Source organism: Chryseobacterium sp. D764 (assembly GCF_019317325.1).
Classification (GTDB): Bacteria; Bacteroidota; Bacteroidia; order Flavobacteriales; family Weeksellaceae; genus Chryseobacterium.
Genome location: NZ_CP079219.1, coordinates 3912602 through 3938560 on the forward strand (window position 1 = coordinate 3912602; position 25959 = coordinate 3938560).

General features: G+C 36.4%; 30 protein-coding genes. 26 read left to right on the forward strand and 4 right to left on the reverse strand.

Translation table 11 applies throughout. The annotated features are described in order from the left end of the window. Nucleotides 1-11 precede the first annotated feature (11 nt). The 12 genes from KYG33_RS17785 to KYG33_RS17840 all read left to right on the forward strand — a co-directional run bounded on the left by KYG33_RS17785 (nt 12) and on the right by KYG33_RS17840 (nt 9849). A complete protein-coding gene (locus tag KYG33_RS17785; RefSeq protein WP_077413747.1) occupies nt 12-239 on the forward strand; it encodes a hypothetical protein in 228 nt (75 codons plus the stop codon). A 21-nt stretch (nt 240-260) separates the two neighbouring features. Then, nucleotides 261-569: a hypothetical protein gene (locus KYG33_RS17790; RefSeq protein WP_219072152.1), complete on the forward strand. Its 309-nt coding sequence runs from the start codon at nt 261-263 to the stop codon at nt 567-569. Nucleotides 570-578: 9 nt separating this feature from the next. Beyond that, nucleotides 579-992, forward strand: coding sequence for a PaaI family thioesterase (locus KYG33_RS17795; protein ID WP_077413745.1), 414 nt, complete (start codon nt 579-581; stop codon nt 990-992). A 30-nt stretch (nt 993-1022) separates the two neighbouring features. Next, nucleotides 1023-1718, forward strand: a complete 696-nt coding sequence (locus KYG33_RS17800) for a DUF6624 domain-containing protein (protein ID WP_077413744.1) — start codon at nt 1023-1025, stop codon at nt 1716-1718. Between the two features lie 59 nt (nt 1719-1777). Further along, on the forward strand, nt 1778-2983 hold the full coding sequence (gene pcaF, locus KYG33_RS17805; protein WP_219072153.1) for a 3-oxoadipyl-CoA thiolase: 1206 nt from the start codon (nt 1778-1780) through the stop codon (nt 2981-2983). Between the two features lie 78 nt (nt 2984-3061). Then, the gene (locus KYG33_RS17810) at nt 3062-3655 is read left to right on the forward strand and encodes a transferase hexapeptide repeat family protein (RefSeq protein ID WP_077413742.1); all 594 of its coding nucleotides are present in this window, start codon (nt 3062-3064) and stop codon (nt 3653-3655) included. 19 nt (nt 3656-3674) lie between these two features. After that, complete coding sequence (locus KYG33_RS17815; protein ID WP_219072154.1) at nt 3675-4502, forward strand: alpha/beta hydrolase; 828 nt, start codon at nt 3675-3677, stop codon at nt 4500-4502. A gap of 119 nt (nt 4503-4621) precedes the next feature. After that, nucleotides 4622-7117 (forward strand): phenylacetic acid degradation bifunctional protein PaaZ, encoded by a 2496-nt coding sequence (paaZ, locus tag KYG33_RS17820; protein WP_219072155.1) that lies wholly within the window; start codon nt 4622-4624, stop codon nt 7115-7117. Between the two features lie 334 nt (nt 7118-7451). After that, nucleotides 7452-7937, forward strand: coding sequence for an XAC2610-related protein (locus tag KYG33_RS17825; RefSeq protein WP_219072156.1), 486 nt, complete (start codon nt 7452-7454; stop codon nt 7935-7937). 133 nt (nt 7938-8070) lie between these two features. Further along, the gene (locus tag KYG33_RS17830; RefSeq protein WP_156118866.1) at nt 8071-8232 is read left to right on the forward strand and encodes a bacteriocin-like protein; all 162 of its coding nucleotides are present in this window, start codon (nt 8071-8073) and stop codon (nt 8230-8232) included. A 154-nt stretch (nt 8233-8386) separates the two neighbouring features. Next, on the forward strand, nt 8387-9151 hold the full coding sequence (locus KYG33_RS17835; protein WP_219072157.1) for a DUF4241 domain-containing protein: 765 nt from the start codon (nt 8387-8389) through the stop codon (nt 9149-9151). 2 nt (nt 9152-9153) lie between these two features. Continuing rightward, entirely contained in the window at nt 9154-9849 is a 696-nt protein-coding gene (locus KYG33_RS17840; RefSeq protein ID WP_077413737.1) for an SMUG2 DNA glycosylase family protein, read from the forward strand. A gap of 73 nt (nt 9850-9922) precedes the next feature. On the opposite strand, the gene KYG33_RS17845 is transcribed toward KYG33_RS17840, so the two are convergent. Both KYG33_RS17845 and KYG33_RS17850 read right to left on the reverse strand, forming a co-directional pair. Further along, the gene (locus KYG33_RS17845; RefSeq protein WP_077413736.1) at nt 9923-10744 is read right to left on the reverse strand and encodes a T9SS type A sorting domain-containing protein; all 822 of its coding nucleotides are present in this window, start codon (nt 10742-10744) and stop codon (nt 9923-9925) included. 37 nt (nt 10745-10781) lie between these two features. Continuing rightward, on the reverse strand, nt 10782-11333 hold the full coding sequence (locus KYG33_RS17850) for a phage tail protein (protein ID WP_077413735.1): 552 nt from the start codon (nt 11331-11333) through the stop codon (nt 10782-10784). A gap of 252 nt (nt 11334-11585) precedes the next feature. Between KYG33_RS17850 and KYG33_RS17855 the strand changes: the two genes are divergently transcribed. The 3 genes from KYG33_RS17855 (at nt 11586) to KYG33_RS17865 (ending at nt 17233) form a co-directional block, all read left to right on the forward strand. Then, a complete protein-coding gene (locus KYG33_RS17855; protein WP_077413734.1) occupies nt 11586-12350 on the forward strand; it encodes an enoyl-CoA hydratase/isomerase family protein in 765 nt (254 codons plus the stop codon). A 414-nt stretch (nt 12351-12764) separates the two neighbouring features. Continuing rightward, complete coding sequence (locus KYG33_RS17860; protein WP_257468829.1) at nt 12765-15716, forward strand: SusC/RagA family TonB-linked outer membrane protein; 2952 nt, start codon at nt 12765-12767, stop codon at nt 15714-15716. Between the two features lie 11 nt (nt 15717-15727). Next, nucleotides 15728-17233 carry a RagB/SusD family nutrient uptake outer membrane protein gene (locus tag KYG33_RS17865; RefSeq protein WP_077413733.1) on the forward strand — a complete coding sequence of 502 codons (1506 nt, stop codon included), beginning with the start codon at nt 15728-15730 and terminating at the stop codon, nt 17231-17233. 150 nt (nt 17234-17383) lie between these two features. Here KYG33_RS17865 and KYG33_RS17870 read toward each other — a convergent pair whose 3' ends face one another. Then, nucleotides 17384-17572, reverse strand: a complete 189-nt coding sequence (locus tag KYG33_RS17870; protein WP_077413732.1) for a hypothetical protein — start codon at nt 17570-17572, stop codon at nt 17384-17386. 136 nt (nt 17573-17708) lie between these two features. Here KYG33_RS17870 and KYG33_RS17875 point away from each other — a divergent pair, with 136 nt between their 5' ends. The 11 genes from KYG33_RS17875 (at nt 17709) to KYG33_RS17925 (ending at nt 24074) form a co-directional block, all read left to right on the forward strand. Beyond that, nucleotides 17709-18326, forward strand: a complete 618-nt coding sequence (locus KYG33_RS17875; RefSeq protein ID WP_219072159.1) for a hypothetical protein — start codon at nt 17709-17711, stop codon at nt 18324-18326. A gap of 4 nt (nt 18327-18330) precedes the next feature. Next, nucleotides 18331-18939: a hypothetical protein gene (locus tag KYG33_RS17880; RefSeq protein ID WP_219072160.1), complete on the forward strand. Its 609-nt coding sequence runs from the start codon at nt 18331-18333 to the stop codon at nt 18937-18939. Nucleotides 18940-18951: 12 nt separating this feature from the next. After that, entirely contained in the window at nt 18952-19242 is a 291-nt protein-coding gene (locus KYG33_RS17885) for a winged helix-turn-helix domain-containing protein (RefSeq protein ID WP_077413729.1), read from the forward strand. A gap of 65 nt (nt 19243-19307) precedes the next feature. Further along, nucleotides 19308-19598 (forward strand): hypothetical protein, encoded by a 291-nt coding sequence (locus tag KYG33_RS17890; protein WP_077413728.1) that lies wholly within the window; start codon nt 19308-19310, stop codon nt 19596-19598. Between the two features lie 26 nt (nt 19599-19624). Continuing rightward, a complete protein-coding gene (locus tag KYG33_RS17895) occupies nt 19625-19957 on the forward strand; it encodes a hypothetical protein (RefSeq protein WP_077413727.1) in 333 nt (110 codons plus the stop codon). 12 nt (nt 19958-19969) lie between these two features. Further along, a complete protein-coding gene (locus tag KYG33_RS17900; RefSeq protein WP_219072161.1) occupies nt 19970-20455 on the forward strand; it encodes a ubiquinone biosynthesis protein COQ4 in 486 nt (161 codons plus the stop codon). Nucleotides 20456-20466: 11 nt separating this feature from the next. Beyond that, nucleotides 20467-20784 carry a hypothetical protein gene (locus tag KYG33_RS17905; RefSeq protein WP_219072162.1) on the forward strand — a complete coding sequence of 106 codons (318 nt, stop codon included), beginning with the start codon at nt 20467-20469 and terminating at the stop codon, nt 20782-20784. 37 nt (nt 20785-20821) lie between these two features. Next, the gene (locus KYG33_RS17910; protein WP_219072163.1) at nt 20822-22192 is read left to right on the forward strand and encodes a DUF4173 domain-containing protein; all 1371 of its coding nucleotides are present in this window, start codon (nt 20822-20824) and stop codon (nt 22190-22192) included. A 6-nt stretch (nt 22193-22198) separates the two neighbouring features. After that, a complete protein-coding gene (locus KYG33_RS17915; RefSeq protein ID WP_077413724.1) occupies nt 22199-22888 on the forward strand; it encodes a DUF1361 domain-containing protein in 690 nt (229 codons plus the stop codon). Nucleotides 22889-22960: 72 nt separating this feature from the next. Continuing rightward, on the forward strand, nt 22961-23500 hold the full coding sequence (locus KYG33_RS17920; RefSeq protein WP_077413723.1) for a hypothetical protein: 540 nt from the start codon (nt 22961-22963) through the stop codon (nt 23498-23500). Nucleotides 23501-23561: 61 nt separating this feature from the next. Next, nucleotides 23562-24074, forward strand: coding sequence for a hypothetical protein (locus KYG33_RS17925; RefSeq protein ID WP_077413722.1), 513 nt, complete (start codon nt 23562-23564; stop codon nt 24072-24074). A gap of 83 nt (nt 24075-24157) precedes the next feature. Here the strand turns inward: KYG33_RS17925 and KYG33_RS17930 are convergent, their stop codons facing one another. Further along, nucleotides 24158-25816: a S8/S53 family peptidase gene (locus KYG33_RS17930; protein ID WP_219072164.1), complete on the reverse strand. Its 1659-nt coding sequence runs from the start codon at nt 25814-25816 to the stop codon at nt 24158-24160. Between the last annotated feature and the right edge of the window lie 143 nt (nt 25817-25959).

Consider the following 25959-nt stretch of genomic DNA (forward strand, 5'->3'; position numbering starts at 1 on the left):
TAACTTTTATTATGAGTAGGTCAAGGAGAAAAACGCCCATAACAGGAATTACAACTGCTGTGACAGAAAAGGAAAATAAAAGAAATGCTAATCGGAAACTGAGAAGATTAAACAAAATCAAAATTCACAAAAGAGATTATGATTTGTTTCTATTAAGAGAGATATCCAATGTCTGGGGATTCGATAAAGATGGTAAACGTTATTTAAAAGATGCCAGCAAAAGATGTTTAATGAAATAAAAAGAAAATATAATTATTTTCATGAATATAGAAGAATTCAGAGCTGAGCTAGAAACCAGGCTTTTAATTGAGAAACAATACTTAACTCAGGAAGCCTCCTCTGTAAATGCTGAGGAAAGGCTTGAGCTGTTAGGAAAGTTTAATGAAAAATATAAGGAGCTGATTAAAAGATTAGCTATTGAAAATGGAATTGATTTAAACGAATCATATTCCTCTGAAAATTCATCAGACTCAGAAAGTCTTTCATATGAGCAAATCATTCTGGGTAAAACGATGGGTGTTTATGACAGATTATCCGATGAGCTGTATGAAGAAATAACAAACATATAATTAACAGAAATGAATCCAAGACAAGTAGCAGATTATATGTTCAATCAGGATTATTTTTCCCAATGGATGAATATCAAGATGATTGAAGTAAAAGAAAATTACTGTTTAATAGAAATGCCCATCAAAAAAGACATGATTAACGGGCTTAAAACTGTTCATGGCGGCGTTACCTTTGCTTTTGCAGACTCTGCGCTGGCATTTTCATCCAACAATACCGGAGATGCTGCTGTAGCACTGAACTGTATCATCAATTTTACCAAAGCAGGAAAAGAAGGTGATGTTTTCAGAGCAGAAAGTGTGTTGGTGAATGACACGAGAAAAACAGCCGTTTATGACATTCAGATTACCAATCAAAATCAGGAGCTGGTTGCAAAATTTGTAGGAACGGTCTACAAAATCGGGAAGAAAGTAACTGATTTATAAAAACTAAAACCAGACACCAAATTAAACAAAATGAGAAAAATAATTACATTGTTTTTCGGGATTTCAACCCTTTTGATCAATGCTCAGCAGAAAGTAAATGAAACTTTAAAAAAAGAACTTGATGGCATCATGAAAGTGGATCAGGGATACAGAATGCTTTTTGATACCGAGATAACTCCGGAGAAAAAAGAACAGCTGCTGAAAGATCTGAATATTGACAAGGAAGAGTTCAAAAAGAAAAGCTGGCAGCTGGTGGCAGAACATGATAGCCTGAATATAAAGAAAATTGAAAGTATTATTGCTCAATATGGTTATCCCGGAAAAACACTGGTTGGAGAACCTACGAATCAGGCAGCTTGGTATGTAATTCAGCATTCAACCAAAATTGGAAAATATCTGCCTCTCATTAAGGAAGCTGGGAAAAAGAAAGAAATTCCGTTCACATGGGTTGCCATGATGGAAGATAGATATCTGATGCAGGAGGACAAAGAACAGATCTATGGAACGCAGGGAAAAGGTGAAATGACAAAAGATAAAGACGGAAAACAAATCTTTGTCAATTTTGTATGGCCAGTCAAAGATCTTAAAAATGTAAATAAAAGAAGAAAAGAAGCAGGGTTTGATTCCACCTTTGAAGAAAGCGTCCAAAGAATGTATGGGAAGGACTTCAAATATGAACCCTATACTTTAAAACAGGTTTTAGAACTAAGAAATAAAAACAAATAAATAAAAAAGATAGCGTATAATTTTCAAATTATCCATCATCCTATTTTCAAAGTAAAATTATGAACAACGTATACATCATAGACTATGTCAGAACTCCCATCTCAAAACTGCAGGGAGGATTATCAGAAGTAAGAGCAGATGATCTGGCAGCTATTGTGATCAAAGAAGTGGTTGCTAGAAATCCTGAAGTTCCTGTAGGGGAAATTGAAGACGTTATTTTCGGATGTGCCAATCAGGCGGGAGAAGATAACAGAAACGTTGCAAGAATGGGACTTTTACTGGCTGGTCTTCCTTATAAAATCGGAGGAGAGACTGTTAACAGACTATGTGCTTCCGGAATGTCTGCTGTAGCAAATGCATTCCGCTCCATTGCTGCAGGAGAAGGGGAAATTTATATTGCAGGAGGAGTCGAGCATATGACGCGTTCTCCTTATGTGATGTCAAAACCAAGTGCTGCTTTCGGAAGAGACAGCCAGATGTTTGATACCACTTTCGGATGGCGTTTCATCAACCCTAAAATGAAAGAATTGTATGGGGTTGACGGAATGGGAGACACTGCTGAAAACTTAGCAGATATCCACCAGATCAGCAGAGAAGATCAGGATAAATTTGCCCTTTGGTCTCAGCAGAAAGCAACGAAAGCTCAGGAAAGCGGAAGGCTGGCAGAAGAAATTGTAAAAGTTGAAATTCCTCAAAGGAAAGGAGATCCTGTTGTTTTCGAAAAAGATGAATTTATCAAGCCGACGTCTTCTATGGAAGGGCTGGCAAAACTTCGTCCGGCTTTCAGAAAAGAAGGAACGGTAACTGCAGGAAATGCATCAGGAATGAATGACGGTGCTGCAGCTTTAATTTTGGCAAGCGAAGAAGCCGTTAAAAAATATGGTTTAAAACCAAAAGCAAAAATTCTGGGATCTTCCGTAGCAGGTGTTGAACCAAGAATTATGGGAATTGGTCCTGTAGAAGCAGCTCAAAAAGTATTGAAAAGATTAAATCTTTCTCTTGAAGATATGGATATCATCGAGCTCAACGAAGCATTTGCTGCACAGGCGCTGGCTGTAACCAGAAGCTTAGGGTTGAAAGATGATGATTCAAGAATAAACCCGAACGGAGGTGCTATTGCGATTGGCCACCCACTGGGAGTTTCCGGAGCCAGAATTGTAGGTTCTGCCGCAATAGAGCTTCAGAAGCAGGATAAAAAATATGCTTTGTGTACCCTTTGTATCGGTGTCGGACAGGGATATGCAATGGTAATCGAAAAAGTGTAATCAATTAAAAAAGATAAAAGATATAGAGTCAGGAAAAATGTCTGACATCTGAAATCTACTATCTGATCTCTAACAAATATGAACATCTACTCATACCATGGGATTCGTCCCATTATAAAACCATCTGCTTACATTCATCCGCAGGCAGTCATTATTGGGAACGTAGAAATAGGAGAAGAAGTATATATTGGTCCCAATGCGGTGATCCGTGGCGACTGGGGAAAAATTATCATTAAAGATGGAGCCAACGTACAGGAAAATTGTACCCTTCATGTTTTCCCGAATATAGAAACCATTTTAGAAGAGTCTGCCCATATCGGACATGGAGCAATTATTCATTCTGGTCACATTGGAAAAAATTGTCTGATTGGAATGAATTCCGTTGTGATGGACAAAGCCTATATCGGTGATGAGAGTATCGTGGGAGCATTGGCTTTTGTACCGGCTAATTTCAGATGTGAACCAAGGAAACTGATCGTTGGAAGCCCTGCAAAAATTATCCGTGACGTTTCCGACGAAATGATACACTGGAAAACAGAAGGAACAAAACTTTATCAGGAGTTGGCAAGAGAAGGAAAAGAAGCTATTCTGCCTTGTGAGCCTTTTACTGAATATGTTCAGCAGATTCCAACGAAAATTGTTGATTACAGCATTTGGGATGATATAAAATAATGACCATTTAAAATTAAATATGATTAAAAAAATTGCACTTATATGCAGCATGGTGTTGGCGATGAATGGTGTGGTATCAGCACAGACTGTTACAACAAAACCGCTTACAATCGGAGAAGTGAGGACGATCAAGTCCAAAACGTTAAATGAAGACAGAACGTTGAATATTTATCTTCCACAAGGCTATGATAAAACAAAATCATACCCGGTGATCTATCTGTTGGATGGAAGTATGAATGAAGATTTTATTCACGTGACAGGATTAGTACAATTCTTTAATCAGATGTATTCCATGCCGGAAACCATCGTGGTGGGAGTTGCTAATGTAGACAGAAAAAGAGATTTTACTTTTCATACAGATTTGAAGGACTTACAGAAAGATTATCCTACAACAGGACACTCAGATAAGTTTATTGCATTTGTTGAAAAAGAATTAAAACCTTATGTGGAAAGTCAGTTCAAAACCACAGAGAAATACCTTTTTGGCCAATCTTTAGGAGGGCTTTTGGCCACAGAAATCCTTTTGAAAAAACCGGAAATGTTCAACAACTACTTTATCATTAGCCCAAGTTTGTGGTGGGATGACGAAAGCCTTTTAAAACAAGCTCCACAATTACTTTCAAAATCTCCGGATACTAAAAAGTTTGTCTATGTGTCTGTAGGGAAAGGAGAACATCCGGTGATGGTAAAAGATGCCGAAGCTTTCTATGATGTTTTGAAAAAAGCAGGAAAGAAAAACTGGACGTTGGAATATAAAATGATGGAAACAGATAATCACGCAACCATTCTTCATAGAAGTTTATATGAAGGATTGGTGAAGATGTTTCCTTATCAGGAACCGAAATAAATAATAAATCTAATAATATGACAATGTAAGCTGTAATAGTCACACTTGTCATGCTGAGCGTAGTCGAAGCACCTCACTGGTAAACTATTACACCATTACATTGATAAATTAAATATTTTATGGAAAAGTTAAAAAACTATATCTACGGAGAATGGGTAGAAGGTACCGGAAACGGAGTTCCTTTGTACAATGCCGTTACAGGAGAGCAGGTAGCTGTTTCCGATACCGAAGGGCTTAATTTTGAGCAGGCTCTTGACTATGGAAGAACAGTAGGATACAAAAACCTTTCTTCAATGACTTTCTACGACCGTGGTGAAATGTTGAAAAAAGTAGCACTTTACCTGCTGGAAAGAAAGAAAAAATATTACGACTTATCATATAAAACAGGAGCTACACATGTAGATTCATGGGTGGATATTGAAGGAGGTTTCGGAACTTTCTTTACCTATTCCGGATTGGCAAAAAGAATGCTTCCCAATACATCATTTTGGGTAGATGGAGATACTCAGAAAATTTCAGCTAACGGAACTTTCTTGGGAACTCATATTTTAACACCTAGTGAAGGTGTTTCTGTACAAATCAATGCCTATAACTTTCCGGTATGGGGAATGCTGGAAAAGCTTTCTACTTCCTTATTGGCAGGTGTTCCTTCTATTGTGAAGCCATCTCCTTTCGGATCTTATCTTACCAATGCGGTATTTCAGGATATGATTGAAAGTGGAGTATTACCTGAAGGAGCTGTTCAGTTAGTTTGTGGAGAACCAGGAAATATTTTGGATTATGTACAGGATGGAGACTCTGTATTATTTACAGGTTCTGCCCATACAGGTAGAAAATTAAAATCTCTTCCTTCTATTGCAGGAAATGCAGTCCGTTTCAATATGGAAGCAGATTCCCTGAACTGTTCTATCCTTGGACTGGAAGCAAAACCGGGAACTCCGGAATTTGACTTATTCATCAAAGAAGTTCGTAACGAAATGACCACAAAAGCAGGACAGAAATGTACAGCGATCAGAAGAATTATCGTTCCGGAACATTTAATCGGTGACGTTCAGAATGCTTTGTCTAAAGCTTTGGATCAGACTAAAATCGGAAACCCATTAAGCAGAGAAACCAAAATGGGATCTTTGGTGGGAAGACAGCAGTACGAAGAAGTTCTGAGAAAAGTAAATATTTTAAAATCAGAAACAGAACTTGTCTATGACGGAAAACACGAGCTGATAGATGCCAATTATGAAAACGGTGCATTTATGAGCCCGAAACTATTCCTGAACGACAAGCCTTTTGAAAAAAATATCTCTCACGATGTAGAAGCTTTCGGGCCGGTATCTACATTGATGCCGTATAAAGATGCTGAAGAAGCAGCTGCGTTGGCAAAAAGAGGAAAAGGAAGTTTGGTAGGTTCAATCATTTCTCATGACGAGAATTTTATCGCAGAAACCTCTTGGAAAATGGCTTCCCAACACGGAAGAATCTTTGTGCTGAACAGGGATAACGCCAAAGAAAGTACAGGCCACGGTTCTCCACTTCCTACATTAATGCACGGAGGTCCTGGTAGAGCTGGAGGTGGTGAGGAAATGGGCGGACTAAGCGGTCTTCATTTCTTCTTACAGAAAACAGCTATTCAGGGATCACCGGATGTACTGAAAGCAATTACCAAGATCTACCAGCAGGGAGCAGAGAAAAAATTCTCAGACAAACATCCTTTCCAAAAGTATTTTGAGGAAGTGGAAGTAGGAGATTCTTTGGAAACCGCAGGAAGAACTGTTACTGATGCAGATATTGTTAACTTTTCCAATGTTTCGTGGGATCATTTCTATGCTCATACTGATGCAACAAGTTTATCAGGAACCATCTTTGATAAAACGGTAGCTCACGGATATTTCATCCTTTCAGCAGCGGCAGGATTATTCGTTTCAGGTAAAAAAGGACCTGTTATTGCCAATTACGGATTAGAAGAATGTAGTTTCTTCAAACCTGTATATGCTGGAGATACGATCACTGTTTATTTAACAGCAAAAGAAAAAATCAACAGAGGAGTAAAAGGAAGAAACATTCCTTCCGGTGTTGTAAAATGGCTGGTTGAAGTGGTGAACCAAAGAGATGAGGTGGTTTGTGTAGCAACAATTTTGACATTGGTTGCAAAACAATCTCCTTTCATTGATCTGAATGTGAAAAATGTTCAGAAAATGTTGAATGGATTAACAGAAAGCACTCCTGCGCTTTGGGGAAAAATGTCTCCACAGCAAATGATAGAACATCTTGAACAGGCTCTTCTGGTAAGTTTTGGTGAACCTGAAGCAGAGAAATGTTTCACCCCGGAGGAAAATCTTGAAAAATGGCAGGATTCTCTTTACAATCATAGAGCAATGCCAAAAGAATTTACAGCTCCTTTCCTTCCGAAGGATGGCTCACTTCCGGAACCAACACACAGAAATCTGGAAGCCGCAAAACAATCATTCATGGATAACCTGAAGAAATTTGTGATCTATTACAAAGAAAATCCACAGGCAGAACACATGAATTATGTATTCGGAAAACTGAATAAAGAAATGTGGGAACTGATGCACAAAAAGCATTTTACGCACCACTTCCAGCAGTTTGGATTGATTTAACTCAGGAAAATATAAATTTAAAATCCCTTTCAGTAATTGAAAGGGATTTTTATTTCAAATATGACCGGAAATATATAAATTCAGGAATATTTTTTTAATCATGAAACCTTTAAACATTTCTATTGTCTTTTGTTCTTTTTTACTTTTACTCTTTTTTTCCTGTTCTGGAAATCCGAAACCTGATAAAAAAGGTTATTTTTCTGAAGAAAAATTTGTTGATAGCTTGAATGTTGGACGGAAGGGTAAAACCAAAGTCGAGATTGAAAAATTCCGGCATGTCAAGAATGGTGATGTGTTTGTTACCTTGAATTTTTATGATCTAAAAGATATCTGGGTGGAAACTAAAGGTTCAATATTTCATACCTGGGAATTAAAGAACAGTTTTAAATTTATCAAAGATGGAGTAACCGGTTTAGACGTTCAGATAAGTGACTTTAATAATGATGGCTTCAATGATATGACTTACCAAAGCGGAATAGCTGGAAGAGGAGGAAATATTGTAATGACCTTATTTTTATATGAACCGAAAAATAAAGATTTTATCCACATCAAAAATTCAGATAATTATCCAAACCTAAGTTTTAATTCAAAACTAAATTGTATCAATTCTGTAATTTTAACAGGCTCTACCACAACCGCATTTCTAAAAATTAAAAAAGATTCTCTGGATGAATTTGCACGAGTAGATGTTTCTGATAAAATAGTGGCGGAAGAAAAAGATTCTACAGGCAAGTTTAAAATTATTGAAGAAAAACTATTCAAAGGAAAGGATAATGATTTTTATAAAATTTTTAGAAACTACAAGCCTTTAGAATATTGACAGGCTTATTTTATATAGAGGAGGATGTTCATTATTTCAGTTAGTTATATTTTTTTTGCTTAAAAATACCTAACTTTAATAGGCGAAATCCGAAAAGCATATAGAGTAGGAGAAAACATCAAAACTGACCACTATGAAAAACTTAAAAAAACTTTCAAGACATGAGTTGAGATCTCTTAAAGGATCCGGGCCAAACTGGTCTTGTGTCCTTAATCCTTGTCCTCCCGGAAGCTGCTGCCTTCCTGGAAGATGGCCTGATATTGCCAGAGCATGTTATATATGTGCCGATTCTTAGATTTTTTTTTAACCTAAAACAATACATAAAGCTGCAATTCCTCGTGATTTGCGGCTTTATTTTATAATCTTTTGTTAAAAAACCTTTCCTGTTTGATGCACTTAGATTTATTCATTACTTTCAAATCTGAAATCAATTCATAAAATAAAAAATAATGAACGAAAACTGGATACAAAAATGGAAAGAAGTGAAAAATATTCTGGTTTGTCCTACAGATCTGGAAGCGTATTTTACTTCTGATGAAATTCTGGGAAAGAAATTAGAGACGATGGAAATTGGAAATGTTTCTCTTCCTTCCGGAAAAGTGGTAGTAAGAGATCCTTTGGTTTCTTTAAATGCAAATCAGTCACCTTATTTTATTCAGACTCCGAAGGGGAATTTTCCTGTGACTATTGCCGTGGTAAAATCTGAAGATTGGGGGGACAGGTATGCTGTTGTAAAGGTTGAATTTACCAAAGAAAAGCCTGTTATTTACAGAGAAGCATTAGTCGGGATTGAAGAATTGGAGGGGGTAACCGAAGATGATTTTTTTGGTTTCGGAGTAGATGCAGGTTTGGGGTGTATTACTGATAAAGAAGTACTTCCTTTTGTAGATAAATTTGTAGATGGAATAGCTGTCGACAATGTTTATGATGATTATTTCGCTGAGCTTTTCTCACAAAGCTATAAAGAACATCCCAATAATCAGAGGGAAGCAGGTGACTGGATCAATTGGACGGTCCCGGGTACCAGTTATCAGATTCCGATGTTTGCAAGTGGTTTTGGCGATGGTAGCTATCCTGTTTACTTTGCTTATGATGACAATGAAGAAATCTGTGGTTTATACATTCAGTTTATTGATATTGAGTTGGCTTTAAGTGATGAGGATGAGGATGAAGATGAGAGTGAACCTGACAATTTTGTTTTTCTTAAAAACTAAATATGAACAAAACTTTTGCAGACCACATCATTGAATTCAATGAAAACCTTAGTTATAAAGGAAGCCTTCCTGAAGGTTTTGAAGTTTTGAATCCCTATCTGGATAATCCTGAAACATTAACGGTGATGCAAAAGTTTTATCACAAGTATTATAATGATTCCACTCAGCGAAAATTTATGATCGGAATCAATCCCAGCCGTCATGGAGCAGGGGTAACCGGAGTTCCGTTTACAGATACCAAAAGACTTGAAAGTATTTGTGGAATAAAAATGAAATCAGCCCATACCCATGAAGTTTCTTCTGTTTTCATGTATGATATGATTGAAGAGTATGGAGGTGTAGATCTTTTTTACAAAGACATTTATATCAATTCTCCATTTCCGCTGGCTATCGTGAGAAAAACAAAAAACGGATGGCTTAATGCCAATTACTATGATGATAAAAAGCTGTTTGAAGCTGTAAAAGACTTTATGATCGAATCTTTGAAGAAACATATCAGTCTTAGTCTCGATACGTCAGAGGTATTTGTTCTGGGTAAAAAAAATGCTGACTTTATTTTAACACTAAACAAAGAAGCAAAACTGTTTGATACCTTGACTGTTCTTGAACATCCCAGATATATTCAGCAGTATAAATCGAAAGAAAAACAGCTGTATATAGACAAATATATTCTGGCATTGAAAAAACAAAACCCTTAAAAAATATTAAGGGTTTTGTCATTCATGAATTAGAATCTTTATGGGATATGGAACTATATAAAATTTTCTGAATTTAGTTTTTAATAACTTTGGTTGATTCTGTTGCTGTTTTGATAATATAAACTCCTTTTGGAAGCTCTGAAATATTGATTTCATTATTTCCCTTCTGAGTTTGTACTGTTTTCAGCGTTTTACCATCCAGACTGTAGATTTTAGCTTCACTGGCTTTTTCTGTTGTGATAGAAATAGGTCCGTTGGTTGGGTTAGGATAAACAGTCAAGTCTTTTTTAATGCTTTTAGCTTCCGAAGTACCCAATACCAGATTGCTGTCTTTTACCCAGGTGAAAGCATCAATGGCTACATATCGGTATAACCCGTTCGCAGTGATCTGCAGCTCATCAATCACAATGTTTGAATAATTTTGTCCATTTAAATTAGTTAGGTCAATCAGGGTGTATCCGTTCGTACTCCCTAAACTTGTCGCAAATCCGCTGGTTTTTGTTTGGGTAAATTTTGTGACTCCGCTGAGTTTTCCGGTTACAGTTAGTGTTCCTGCTACATTGAGATCGAGGTTCAACGCAGAAAGATACATCCAGAATCGGTTTACTTTAAATAAATTAGAAGTTGTTTTAATACTGAAAGAGGGAGGAGACTGGGTATCGTTGGAATTGTCAATGTATCTGTTGTCATTAGCTGTTCCATTCCAGCCTGTACCTGGGTAATTTCCTTGAATATCGAAAACACTTACATGTGAAATGATATTGAAAATGACTCCATTGTCGGTGAAGCTTGTACTTCCGTGCGATTCCGTTTCAAATTGTTCTGTACTGGTCTGCCCGAATGTGATAATTGAAATGAGCAGACTACAAATTGTTAAAAAAGTAGTGCTTTTCATGATTTTTTTTGTTTTAAATATTAGGTTATTGTGAATATTAATCTCTTGGAGGGTAAATGCCTTCAACGCAGATGATATAATTTAAACCCAGATAAGGAGGCATATTATTCACCGGTAAATTTTGTCCTATAAAGGCAATGCTTTGTCCGTTAATCACGGTATCAGGATTAGAATCATTTACAAAGCTGGATACCACATTGAAATCTCTTCCCACCTGTGTTCCTGAGATCGCAATAGATGATGTAGCAGTAGGTGTTGATGAGTTGGCATTCTTATTAGCTACTTTCAATTGGAATCCACCTGCGATGCTAGGAAGATTTGAGGTTAAAAGAGTATTCTGTGTAGTACCGGATACCACTCCCAAAGGATAGAACTGGTTGGCGTTTACATTTCCTGCTCCTAAGGCCATACGCCCTTTTAAGTTAGGTAACGCAAAAGTACTGATACCATCTCCTCCGTAAGTTGTTCCTAAAATAGAGAATAGGGCTGAATTTCTTGAAATGCTTATTAAGCTTCCGTCGCAAAACATCCAGCCTCTAGGTGCGAAATTTCCTGCAAATAATTTTACAATTCCAATGTACTCTTCCATAATAATGATATTTAGTTTTAAATTTCTTACTCTGTTATGGGCTTTTCAGATTCCGCCTTTGGTTATTATTCTAAGCCAAAGGAACGATTAATAAGAAGGGAGTGCTAGAGTAGAAAATACCAAATTATAGATTCCGTATTTCTACGTAAGGGGAATCTTATAAATGGTATATCTATAATAGAAATTATTATCTTTAAGTTTCTCTGAAAGAGCTGTATTTCGTATTTTTGTAAGAATCCAATAAAAATAAAAATGAGCGAATTTGTAGCATCAGAAATTAAAAATAATATTGCTGAGATCAGTTTCGGAACACCCAAAAGCAATTCTCTTCCGGGAGCTATTTTAGAAAAACTGGCAGAAACCATTCTTGAAGAGGGAGCGAAAGATGAGGTGAAAGCTATTTTAGTAAAAAGTGCAGGTGAAAAAGCTTTCTGCGCAGGAGCAAGTTTTGATGAGCTTTTAGCTATTGAAGAACTGGAAGCTTCCACACAATTCTTTGGTGGTTTTGCAAAAGTGTTGAATGCTATGAGAAACTGCGGAAAAATCGTAGTAGTAAGAGTTCAGGGAAAAACAACTGGCGGAGGAGTTGGAATTGCTTGTGGAGCAGATTATTGTTTTGCAACGAAAGATTCGGCTTTAGCACTTACTGAGATCAATCTTGGAATAGGACCTTTTGTAATAGGACCTTATGTAGAGAGAAAGATCGGAAAGTCACAATTCTCTGCGATGGCTATTGATGCAGACTTCAGATCTGCTGAATGGGCTGAGCAGCATAATGTCTATCATTCCGTATCAGATTCTATTCAGGAGATGGATGAGAAACTGGAGAATTTTTTACAGACTTTAGCGTCAAGAAGCAGTGAAGCTTTAGCATTAATTAAAAAAGTGTCATGGGAGGGAACAGACCACTTCAACGAATTGATGCCGGCAAGAATTCATATGAGCGCAAGTCTTATCCTGGAAGATTCAGCCAAGAAAAATATTCAGTCTATTAAAGAAAAGTTGAGAGCGAAATAAATTTCTTCTTTATTAAAAAAATAATAAGATTCTAATCTATACATGATCCGGCGAAACATTTGTTTCGCCGGATTTTTTTATGTCTTTTGTATTTCAATATTGCATTATTCAAAAGTTATTCTTTAGTATTTGTAGAATTGATTTGGTTTAATTATTTGGGTGTTTTAATATTCTTTTGTTAATTAAATCGTTATTTTGGTTTCTATTTGATGTGTTTTTAACTTATTTTACGACATTTTCTTCTTTTTAATAAACTTATTTAACTCAATTTTAACATATTTTTTTAATAAATAGTCAAATTTTGATTAAAATTTTAAATTGATTAAATTTAATTAATTAAAATATCATTTTCTTTACGTTTTCAATAGTTTTTATTGTATATATTTGCTTTCATACTGTTAAAATATGTTAAATATGAAAATGAAATTAATATTGAGTACTGCTGTGCTGTTCTTTGTAGGAGGACATCTGGTGGAGGCTCAAAAAACAAAACGTGACACAATACCGCAGGATACTAAGATTGATGAGATCGTTGTGGTAGCTTATGGAAGCCAGAAAAGGGAAACTATGGTAGGTTCCAATACCGAAGTAAAAGCTAAACAATTTGCAGACCGGCCCATAACGAGTATCGGACAAGCTTTAGACGGAGCGAGTGCCGGGGTTAAAGTAAGTACCGGTACAGGACAGCCGGGAAGTTCGCCAAGTATTCAAATCCGTGGAATAGGTTCTTATGGTATTACAACAAATCCTTTATATGTAGTAGATGGGACCATATATACCGGTTCTCTTGCTGCTATCAATCCCAATGATATTGCTTCATTCAATATCCTGAAAGATGCTGCCTCTACCTCGTTGTATGGTTCTGCAGCCGCTAATGGAGTTGTTTTGATTACCACAAAATCAGGTAGAAAAGGAAAAGATGCTTTCAACTTTAGTATGAGTACCGGAGCGGTAGGAAGATCAATCCCGGAATATGACAGAGTAAATGTTTATCAGTATTATCCTCTTATCTGGGAGTCAATAAGAAATGGCAGAATGACCTCAATACCTGGTACGACTATAACTGATGCGAATGCTTATGCTACAGCACAGTTGATTTCCGGAGTTTTGAAAACCAATGTTTTTAATGTCCCTGATAATCAGTTAGTAGTCAATGGTGTTTTAAATCCTGATGCTAAACTTAAATATACAGATTTAGACTGGCAGAAACCTTTGATGAATACGGGTTTCAGACAGAATTATGAGTTGAATTACAGTGGAGGGAGTAATACAACGACGTACTTTTCTTCAGTAGGATATACCAATGAAACAGGATATCTTATCAAATCAGATTTTGAAAGATTTACAGCAAGATTGAAAGTAGATTCACAAGTTAAAAGCTGGTTGAAATTAGGAACAAGTATCAGTGGAGTATCTTCTAATGGAAACAATTCCGTGGAAGGTGTGGATAATAATTCCGCTTATATCAACCCATACAGATGGACAAGAACGATGGGGCCTATTTACAGTCCTTATGCTCATGATCCTAATACATTTGCAACCCTTTATGACAGTGCAGGGAACATCGTATATGATCCGGGAAGTGCCAGAGGTGCTGATGCAGCGGCGGGAAGAAACGTAATTCAGGAAACGCTTTTAAATAAAGATCTTTCTAAAAATTACTACATCATTTCCAGAGCCTATGCTGAAATCAAAGTAGATCCGTATCTTACTTTATCTACCAATGTAGGGTACGACATCAGAAATAACAGAAGAAGTACCTATGGAAATAAAATTATCGGAGATGCAGCTCCGGGAGGTTCAGCAGAGAAGTATAGCTTTACGGAGCAGACTTTTACCTGGAATCAGCTTTTAAACTATAAAAGAAAATTCAACGATCATAATTTTGAATTCCTTTTAGGACATGAAAGCTATAAATTCATGTATGAATATCTGTACGGATATAAAAAAGGCCAGATTGTTGACGATAATGATGAGTTGATCAACTTTGTAACGCCTGCAACACTTACTTCCCGTACAGACAATTATAGAAAAGAAGGGGTGTTTTCAAGATTGAATTATGATTACAAATCAAAATATTTACTTTCAGGATCTATCCGTTGGGATGGCTCATCCAGATTTGCCAAAGATGTAAGATGGGATTCATTCTGGTCTGTTGGTGCAGGATGGAGACTAAAAGGAGAAGAGTTCTTAAGTAATTCTAACCTTGTCAGTGAACTGAAATTGAGAGGTTCATATGGTGAAGTTGGAAACGACAGAACAGACAGTTATTATATGTACAAAAGTACTTATACCTTAGGGTATAATAATGCTCAGGAACCTGGAATCTTATTTGGTTTCTTAGCAGATCCTACCATAACCTGGGAAGCTAATAAGCAAACTGATGTAGGGATTGATTTTGGCTTTTTAAATAACAGAATTACAGGATCTGTAGAATACTATAACAGAGTTACTGAAGATTTGATCTTCCCCGTTCCTCTTCCAGTTTCTGCAGGTGTTCCGGATAATACGATCAGTAGAAATGTGGGAACAATGTATAATCGTGGATTTGAATTCAGTATTAATGCGGACGTTATTAAAACTCAAAATTTCACATGGAATATCAATGCGAATGCATCAACACTTAAAAACCAGGTTACAGAACTTACTGATGGGATCACGGAAATCATCAATGGAACGAAGAAAGTTTCTGTTGGACACTCAATATATGATTATTGGTTAAGACAGTGGTATGGAGTAGATCCGGCGGATGGTTCACCTTTATTTCTTGTTGCTGATGCGTTTGCTAATACAACAGCTGCTGATATCAGAACCGTGAACGGTCAAAAAGTGACGACCAATTTTAACAAAGCAAAGTATGATTATTCCGGGACCGCAATTCCTGATTTGTTTGGAAGTTTTGGAACAGCGATTACTTATAAGCAGTGGTCATTGTCAGCAATGTTTACCTATCAGTTAGGCGGAAAAACCTATGACTCCAACTATGCCGCACTAATGTCTGCTTACTCACAAGGAGGGGCTTTAAGTACAGATATTCTGGATAGATGGACTACTCCGGGGCAGATCACAGATGTGCCTGCATTGAACTCGTCAACATATACAAGTTCAAATGCCGGTAATTCATCAAGATGGCTGGTGAGCTCAGATTTTATAACATTGAGACAGGCTACATTAAGTTATAGCTTTGCTCCGGAAACTTTATCTCAACTTGGAGTATCAGGATTAAGAATTCTTGTTTCTGGTGAAAATTTATGGAGTAAAACAGCCAGAAAAGGATTGGAACCAGCTCAGGCAGCCAACGGTACTGCATCAAACAGATATACTCCGGCGAGAGTGGTAACTATAGGATTTAATGTGTCATTTTAAATAATTAAGTAATGAAAAATATCAAAAAGCAATATATAAAATGGGCTGTTGTCCTTTCAGTCTTTACAGGAATGGTTTCGTGTGAGAGCGATTATCTTGAAACAGATCCTACGACTGCAGCCTCTGAAGAGGCGGCTTATTCAAGTGCAGCTAACCTTATGGCGATTGTCAATGGGATGCATAGAGATATGTATTCAAGACAAAATGATAGCCAGGGACAAAATGGTCAGGGAGGTATTATGATTATGATGGATGCCTTGGCTGATGATCTTGTATTTCCATCTACAGGAAATGGTTGGTATGTATCAACAGTGAGATGGCAGGACCAGGTGAATGAAAGTGGATCCAATGATTTTTATCCTTACCAGTTTTACTATGCATTGATCAGAAATGCAAATTTGGTTATTGCGAATGGCCCTTCAGTTCCTGCACCAACTGCCGCGGATGCTGCTACTATTAAAACAGCAATTGGTGAAGCATATGCCTTCAGAGCTTTCTGTTATTATATGTTGGTTCAGATTTATGGTAAGAGATATGTACCGGGTGCTAATAATACACAGCTTGGAGTTCCAGTCAGACTAGTGGCGAATGAAATACCTTTAGCAAGAAACACAGTTGAAGAAGTATATACCCAGATCAACAAAGATCTTAATGAAGCAGCGACGAGACTTGCAGGAGTTACCAGAGCTACAAAATCACATTTCAATGACAAAGTGGTTTTAGGATTAAGAGCTAGAATTGCATTGACACAAGGGAATTACGCTGCTGCTATAACGGCTGCTCAGTCGGCTCGTGCAGGGTTTCCATTGATGGATAATGCTACTTATACTGCCGGCTTTAATAATTTGGCAGGTGTTGGTGAGTGGATGTGGGGAGCTACAATCATAGCAGATCAAGGAGATACATTTTCAAATTTTGGGGCGTATATGTCAAGAAACTTTAACTCAACCAATATTCGTCAGGCTCCAAAAGCGATTAATAGTAAATTATTCCTGTCATTCCCATCTACAGATATTAGGACTAAGAATTTTGATCCAACAGGAGCACATACTGGACTAAGTTTACCTTCAACATACTCTAAATTCCCATACACAGGACAGAAGTTTCTTGCGGCAAGTCAGGCAGACAGTAGAGTAGATGTTCCTTATATGAGAGCTGCAGAAATGTATCTTATTGAAGCGGAAGCTTTGGCCAGATCTGGAGACGAAGCTGGTTCTAAAGCTGTTTTCAATATATTTGCGAAAAACAGAAACATTTCTTACACGGGAGCCACTACAACAGGGGCTGCATATATCACAGAAATTCTTGACAGCAGAAGGCTGGAATTCTGGGGTGAAGGTTTCAGGTTCTTAGATCTTAAGAGATTGAATCTTGGTTTGGATAGAACAGGAGCGAACCATTCTTCTGTAGTTACCAATAACGTAATGACCGTTGCTAATACAGACTTACGTTGGGAATTCCTTATTCCTAGAACTGAGATCAACGCTAATCCATTGATTGTTCAGAATCCGTTATAAAAACAACAAATTTTAATATATTCTGAGAACCTCGCTTTTGGCGGGGTTTTCTTTTTGTTAAAACGAATATCAGTTGCTGCAGAGTCATCACAATTTCCTGATAGAAAGGGCTGTTTTGCTGTACTTTAAATAAATAACAACGGCTTTTGTTCAGGTCTTATATTGAGAATAATCTTCAGGGTTCACCAGGATTCCAAAAAGTGAACAGCCACCCTGGATGGCAGGCATTATGCGGGCTAGTTTTCTTTGCTCTTTTTCAATTTTTTTTACTTCCTCATCACTCAGAGGGATATTTTCCTCCAATTGTACCTGCGGACAGTCTATTGGTATTTCTGACATAGTAAGTCAATTAAATTATATTTTCTTAAAGTTAAGAATTGCCGAAATGGGATATGAAAAAAAGATTAATAAAATTTAAAATAAATAATTGGCAGATTCAAAATAAATTATAACTTTGTAATTCAAAGTTCTTTTTATGAAAGCAAAAAACTATCACGAAGACTTATCTCATATCCGTTCTATGATGGAGCGGTCTTCCAGATTCATTTCTTTAAGTGGGTTATCCGGAGTTGTTGCCGGATTAACGGCAATTATTGGGGCTATATATGTGTATTTTGTTTTTCAGAGGGAAGGAATCAGTTATTTTGATGGAGACAGAAATATTCTCGGTCCGGCTTTGGTGAAAGAGCTTGTGCTGATTGGCATCATAATTCTGATTGTTGCCATCCTCAGTGGTTATATTTTTACCGCCAATAAAAGCAAAAAGAAAGGGGTGAAGATCTGGGATGTTACTACAAAACGGCTTTTGATTACCTTTGCAGTTCCTTTAGTGGCAGGAGGCGTTTTTTGTCTTGCGCTTCTTTATCATCATCTTTTTGTTTTCATAGCTCCGGCTACTCTGATTTTTTATGGATTGGCTCTGGTGGCCGCAGAACGATATACATTAACGGATGTGAAATATCTGGGGTATTTTGAGATTGTCTTAGGACTTATTTCTTTATTTATCCTAGGCTGGGGATTAGTATTCTGGGCTATTGGTTTCGGAGTTTTGCATATTGTTTATGGATTGATTATGCATAAGAAGTATAAGTAATCAAGTGAATAGTTTTTTCAAATATCTACTGATAATTTTTTCTGTAATTGGAGGAGTATTTTTGATGGGTTCTATTGTAACGGTTTTAATGATTGGTTGTGCCTTTGGAAGTTTTGATAAAAGTTATTCGGTATCTGAATTAAAGGATGAATATTATTCAAAAGAAACTGAAATTAAAGATCTGATAAATTATTATAACAAAATCAAACCTAAAAATTATTCTGTAGATATAGAATTTAAAAATGATAAAATATTTGAAAGATTAAGGATAACATCTAAAGATTCGTCCAATGTGATTTATCAAGACTGGAATCTAAATTCTAATGTTTTATTTACAGAAAAGCTTAAAGGCTTAGTAGGATGGAACGAAAGCCAGGTTGCAGTTTTAAAAAATAAATTAGATAAAGCAAACTGTATTTCTGTAGAAGATGGAGAACCTTTAAAAATAGGTTTTAAAAGGAGTGGCTTGGGAATGTTTTCTTTTAATGTTTTTCAAGAAATAAATACTGACCGAAGTAAATATAATGACGGTTGTGAATATGTATTGGTAAACAGAAATTTAGCTTTTCAATACGGAGGAGGAGCGATCGGAAATCAATGCTTTCCCCAATAAAAATTAAAAATTATGATCAAAATAAATCAACTCAATAAAGAATTCGAAAGCCGTGTAAGACTGGGCATCATGTCCGTTCTTATGGTCAACGACTGGGTTGATTTTTCAGAAATGAAGGCTTTATTGGAAATTACAGATGGAAATCTTGCCAGTCACAGCAATGCGTTGGAGAAAGCAGGCTATATTGAAGTGAAAAAAGAATTTGTCGGGAAGAAGCCCAAAACATCTTATCGTGTTACACAGAGTGGAAGACAGGCATTTACCGAACATTTGGATGCTCTTGAAAAATTATTGGGACGATAGTCCTATATTTTTTTGAAAATTAACTTTGAATTACAAAGTACTTTATAATTTAAATTTTAAATAAAATGATAACACAAAAACAAAAAACAGTCACAATTTATGCCTTACCACTGGTTTTATTGTGTATTCCATTGCTGGGGAATCTATTTTCTAAAGAAGTAAACTGGTCAGCTTCAGATTTTCTGATAGCAGGAGCGTTACTCTTTACAACAGCTTTTTTAATCAACATGGTTAGAAGCAAAATTAAAAAACAAAGTCAGAGAATTCTGATCTGCATTTTCATTCTGCTGGCTCTTGCGTTGATCTGGGTGGAGCTTGCTGTAGGCATTTTTGGAAGTCCGTTTGCCGGAAATTAATTGGTTGGATTACTTATTAAAAAAAAATGATGAAAGATTCAGAAATAATAAATCAAAAAATGGTAAAAGGCCAGGAAATTCTATACCTCGGGAAGTCTCTGTTTGCAGTGTTTGTGGTGTTGGGGAGCATGTGTCTTATTGGATACCTGACAACAAAGATGGAAGAATTTGCAATAGGAGGATATATGCTGCTAATTTTTGGAACATATTTGAACTTACTGGCAATACTAGGACTGTTGATCTATGGCTTAGTATACAGATCAAGATTGAATGAATGTCTGAAAGCTATTGGAATTCTTTTGATCAATATACCCATTGCAATTCTTTATACAGCCATAGGACTTAATAGTCTGCATTAAAATAAATACACTATGAAAAAAATACGCGTTCAGTTTCTGCTTTTTGTATACGACAAAACTCAAAAATTATACAGAAAATACTTTAAAAAGAAAAAAAGACAATGGCAGTTCAATGAAAAACAGCTGTTGGAATTTCAGGAAGATTCTCTGGGGAGAAAACTTGGTGAATTTTACAGAAAACATGGGTTTTCAATGATTCCCAAAATGGAAAACCACGATGTACACCACCTGATAACCGGTTGTGGAACCAACTTCGAGGATGAAATTGCCATGCAGTATCTGCTCTTAGGAAATGGTAAATTCAATGCACATCTTTTGGCCGCAATCGTATTAGGAACAATTATTCTGCCTGAATATGTGAAAATTTATATCAGGGCCTATAGAAAGGGACAGAATATGCGCGCCTTTTATCACTGGGATTTTGAAGGATTGTTGAACCAGAAGTATGAACACGTAATGGATTTTATTCAACAGAAAGAAACTGTTGTTCTTCATTAAAACGAATTACCATGAAGAAAATAAAATTCAGCCCGCTTGGGAAAAGATCATTCATCATTTCTTTTCTGTTGGGAACGCTTCTACTGGCTGCATTTTGGTTGCTAAGAGCAGAATTTTTTATTGAGCTTGGCTTTTATTATGTACTGGTAACCGCTGTGATTAATATGTTTATTCTTCTGCATGAGCTTATTATCTATCTTACTGATGTTTCAGATCAGAAAGCATCCGGCAATTCAGTTTTACTTTTACTTGTCAATATTCCGATAACAGTCTTGTATCTCTATATATTGACGCAGTTTAGCTGGCTCGATGAGGTTCTCAAAATCTAACTCTTTTAATCTTTTAATTTTTCAATCTTTAAATATCATGAAAACACATCACTATATATTTCTTACCGCCATCCTTTTTGTCATTGTCTTCTACGATCAGGATATGGGACTGAACCTTGGAATTCTGGGAATCATTTATGCCGTATTAACCCTGTTTAAGACTCCGGAGAAAAATAAAACAAGAACCCTGTATATTCTTTTTGCAACAAGCATTTTATCCAGTATTGCATTTGCGTGGTATGGAGATTTCCCTTCCTTTATTGCGGTGGTCAGTTCGCTGCTTTTGCTGGGATATAAATCAAAGAACAGAAGGCTGAAAATTCTCTTTTTGATTCCGGTTTTTATTGTGAATTGCTGCACTTCATTCTACCGTTTTTTCAGTTTTGATGAATGGCTTCCCAAAAAGAATGTTCCCGGATTGTGGCAAAAGACATTCGCTTTCATTGTCATTCCGCTGGTGCTGGTTTCCGTTTTCTTTGGAATTTATTCCGCTGGAAGTGATCATTTTGCTGCCCTTTTCACAGATTATGAACTGGATATTAATCTGTGGCAGGTATTCTGTCTCTTTGTATTGGGTTTTTTTATTGCCTTCAATTACTGGAACTACGCTGTGGAAAAACTCATCTACAAAAACAACCACTTTTTGGATAATGAGTTTCAAAAAGATTCCCGGATACCGAAGGCTACCTATTCTTTTCTTGATCTCAGTGCCGAAAGAATGAGCGGAGTTATCTCTTTTGTTATGCTGAATATTTTACTGGTCTTTTTTATTATTACTTACAATTATGAACAGTTTTATGAAGCCGTAAAAACACCCGTTCAGCTTTCAGAAGAAACCCATGAAAGAGTGAATGCGGTAATTATGTCTATCATAATGGCTATTCTGGTTATCATGTTTTATTTTAAATCAGGATTTAATTTTGATCCGAAAGCAGGATTATTAAAAATCTTAGCCAAAATCTGGATTTTCCTCAATGTTATCCTTGTCGTGTCAGCCGCTGTTAAAAATTATGAGTACATCGTGAATTATGCATTCACTTATAAAAGACTGGGCGTTTTTGCTTTCCTGCTTTTATCAATAGTGGGTCTTGCTTTGACCTTTATTAAAATTCAAAAGAAGAAAAGAAACATATTCCTTGTCAATACAATGGTTTGGTATTTCTATGGAACCATTTTAGTATGCAGTTACTTCAATTGGGGAGGCTTCATTACTTCACAGAATATGAAAAGAAAAGATTTTGCAGTCAACTACCATTTAACTTCTATCAATTTCAGCGAAAAAGCCCTGTTGAGGTATGCAGAAGAAAAAAATGATCAGAAACTTAAAAAGACCTTGCAGGCGAAAGTGAAAAAAGAAACCTCCAAAACATTCCTTTCAAAGATTATTTACTATCAAACCATTCAATAGCCGATCATGAAAAAGCTCGTTGCCTCTTCAAGGTTTAAAATCAATATGCTGCTGATATTGATGACTGTATTCTGTTTCAGTCTCTCTGCCTTCAGATATTATATAAGTGATACAAAGGTGTTTTTGTTTCTCAACTGGAATCTTTTTCTGGCATGGATTCCTTTATTACTAAGCTCTTTTATCCTTGCTTTTAATATCAAAAGTAAAATATCACTGATCTTTATTATTGTCGTCTGGATTTTGTTCTTCCCCAATTCACCCTATATTCTCACAGACCTCTTTCATCTGAGGGCGAGAAATTCAATACCGATATGGTATGATCTGATTGTCATTCTTTCCTATGCGTGGACGGGTCTGATCTGTGGTTTTATAAGTCTTAATGATATTGAAAAAAGCCTTTCTGCTTATGGTAAGAGAAGCAGTATCAATGGGGTGATTATATTCTTTCTTTTCATGAGCAGTTTTGGAGTTTATTTGGGAAGATTTCTGAGATGGAACAGCTGGGATGTGCTCAATAATCCTTTTGGTCTGTTCTCTGATATTATAGTACGGTTTATTTATCCGCTGGAATATACCAAGACATGGGGTGTTACTGTTTTGATGGGAATTATGCTCAATTTTATGTATTTTACATTTAAATGGGTTGAAACAAATAACGAAAGAGAATTGAAGCCAGAAAATAATTTAGTAGAGTAGGATTGGAACAGTTTTAGCATTTAATAGAGCTCACCAGAATGATATGTTGGTACATTCTTAAACTTAATTATTATGAAAAAAAGCTTATTGTTGATTCCATTGATTATTATTTCATGTAAAAAAGAACCTGCCGTGACAGCAGTTAAGGACAAGGATTCTACAATTGTAACAGAAATGCCGGATTCCGTTGTAAAAGCAGATTCTGCAGCATTGAGAAAAAGAGATTCAATTATTAACAATGCTCCCGCTACCAAAGAAGTTTTGCGTAAAGGCGTAATGAGAACTGAAAAAGAAGGGCAGATCATAAGAACTGCGGATGCTACCCAGCTTCCTTTTACATTGGGAGAAGAATTTAAAAAAGATGATCAGGAATTGGTTTTAAAACTGACCCATTACGACCGCCCGAATATCAAAGCAAAAATTTCAACCAAAGAGAAAGATTTCAATATCCGTTTCAATCAGATCAAACTTCCTAATGGAGACTACGATGGACCTTTCGGAAGAGAAATCACTTATGATACTCCGGGAAAAGGCGAAGTATGGCTGATTATCGGGAAAAGTAATATGGCTTCCGGAAATACCAAGGGAAGTTTTACCATAAGTGTGGAGTAAGACCAAATCAATTTGGTACAATTTCTGCAAACTAAACTATGAAGTTTAAAAATTTAAAATTATGAAAAATATAGTTCTAACAGCAATGGCCGCTTCAGCTGTACTCGTAAGTTGCGGAACCGTACAGTCGCTGGTTCAGAATACATTTCCCTACACAACGAATGTTTTAATTTCTACAGGTGTTCCTGCAGATAAAGAAGTTTCTTCCACTGCAACAGCTACCAATGTACAGACATGGTTTGGAGGAAATAACAATGCAAAGATTAAAGACGTAAGAATTTCAGACGCCAAAATTTCTGTGGCTTCCCCTTCAGGAGGAAATCTGAGTGCATTCAAAACGGTTAAAATATATGTTTCATCCAACGGAACAGGAGAAAGATTGATTGCTTCACGTTCCAATATATCGACCAACTCTTCCAGCTTAAATTTGGATCTGAATGATACAGGATTTCTGGATGAAATTGTAAAAAGCTCAGGATTGACAGTAAGAACAGTCTATGAACTGAAGAATCAAACCTCTTCAGACATGAACATTAAAGTAGCCCTGAATTTCAGCAGCGTTCCTGCGAAATAACCGGATAAAAATTGATAATAAAAACCCTCTTTCAGTATTCTGAAAGAGGGTTTAATGTGAAGTAAAATGTATAAAAAATCTTATTATAGTTTTGTGAATTTCTCAACAACCCTTCTTTGGCCTTCATTAATATTGATGATATATTGACCCATTGGCAGTTGTGAAATATCAATTTTTTCATTAGGCAAAACAGCACTTTTGATCACTGTACGCCCCTGAAGATTGATGATTTCAAAATCCAGCTTTTTGTTTTCTGTACTTTGAATAGCAAGAGTACTGCTGGATGGATTAGGGTAGATTTTTACCTCCAGTGCAGATAATGTTTTTACCGGGGTTGCGAATTTACTTTCCAATTGTAGTATCGCATTTTTTACATTAGGAAGAGGACCGATCTTCTGACCGGTTACAGTTCCTCCCTGAGGAATTCCTGTAGAAATCAAGAGGTTTTTCATCGCAGAGGGTGTCAGGTTCTGACCTGTAGTCTGACGATAGAAAGACTGAATTAAAATAGCTGCAGAAGATACTACAGGTGTTGCAGAACTTGTCCCGCTAAAATAATTATAAGTCCTGTTGTTATCATTATCATATTTGGCATAAGAACCATAGCCTGCAGCAAGAACACTGCTTCCCCAGCCCTGAACATCCACTCTGTTTCCATAAGTACTGAAGCTTAATTTTGAATGGGTGGTATTGGGAGACCCTGCTCCTACAATGATAGCACCGCTATTTCCTCTGGCAAGATAAGTTGCATAAAACGGATCATCCAGATTCTGATTTCCGTTACCTGCAGCGGCAATGATAATAATTCCTGAATCGGTAGCTGCTTTCGTAAGATCCCAGATTACTTTGTCATACTCTGCAGGACAATACTGGCCGTCTTTTCCTCCTGTCTGCATTTCATATAAAATAATGTCGCCTGACTGGGAAGCATTAATAGATCTGCTTACGGCAGATGCTCTGTTGTATCCCACAGTGGTCCATTCCATATATCCTTTTATTTCAGAAGTACTGTAGGCAGCACCCGTAAGCCCGATGTTATCTTTTATTGAACCTAAAATACTCACCACTGCAGTTCCGTGGTCACGGTAGTTATTATTAGCTAATCCTGCATTCGGAGAATATCCCGGTTCAAGCTGTATAGAATTTTGGTTGGTAAGCATCTCATGAGTTTTGTAAAAACCATATTCAACATCCCTTACACGAATATTCTGTCCGGTGATTCCTCTTGACCAAGCATATTTTGCATTGATTCCCGGATTGTCATTCAGGTAAGTCTGAATACTTTCCAGATCAGGTGTGGCTACAAAAGCATTTACCAAAGGAGGTTCAATAGGAGCCGCACTCATCACAGATACATATTCTATTTCAGGGAATCTTTCAAGACTTTGAATGATTTTTTGAGTAGTTTCTTCGTTTTGAAGAGGCAGATCAGCCTTATAAATTCTTTTCAGCTTTTCTACAGATTCTGAGGAGTTTCCAATTGCTTTGCTGCTTCTGGCCATTTCATCAAGTTTGCGGTCTGTAAAATCCAGATCGTACTTAAATGAAATGTTATTTTCTCTTGAAAATCTCTCCAGATCAGCATTTCTGCTGAATGCAGTTTTTTCTGAATTGATGCCTTTTGAAAAGCATACATAGATGATTGAATTTTGATCCTGATTAAGTTTGGGCTGGCTTTCCTGACCAAAAGATAGGGAAGAGCAGAACGCAAACAATGCGAAAAGGTTGATTTTTGTTTTCATACGATTTTGTTAAATGGTTGTAAATCAGTTTTGATTTATCCCAAAAATAATAATAAAATAAAAACAAATCACATTTTTGTGAATTTATTTTTTGTTTTTTTATTTCTCCTTTGTATAAAGACTCTTATCAATTTTTTATGATA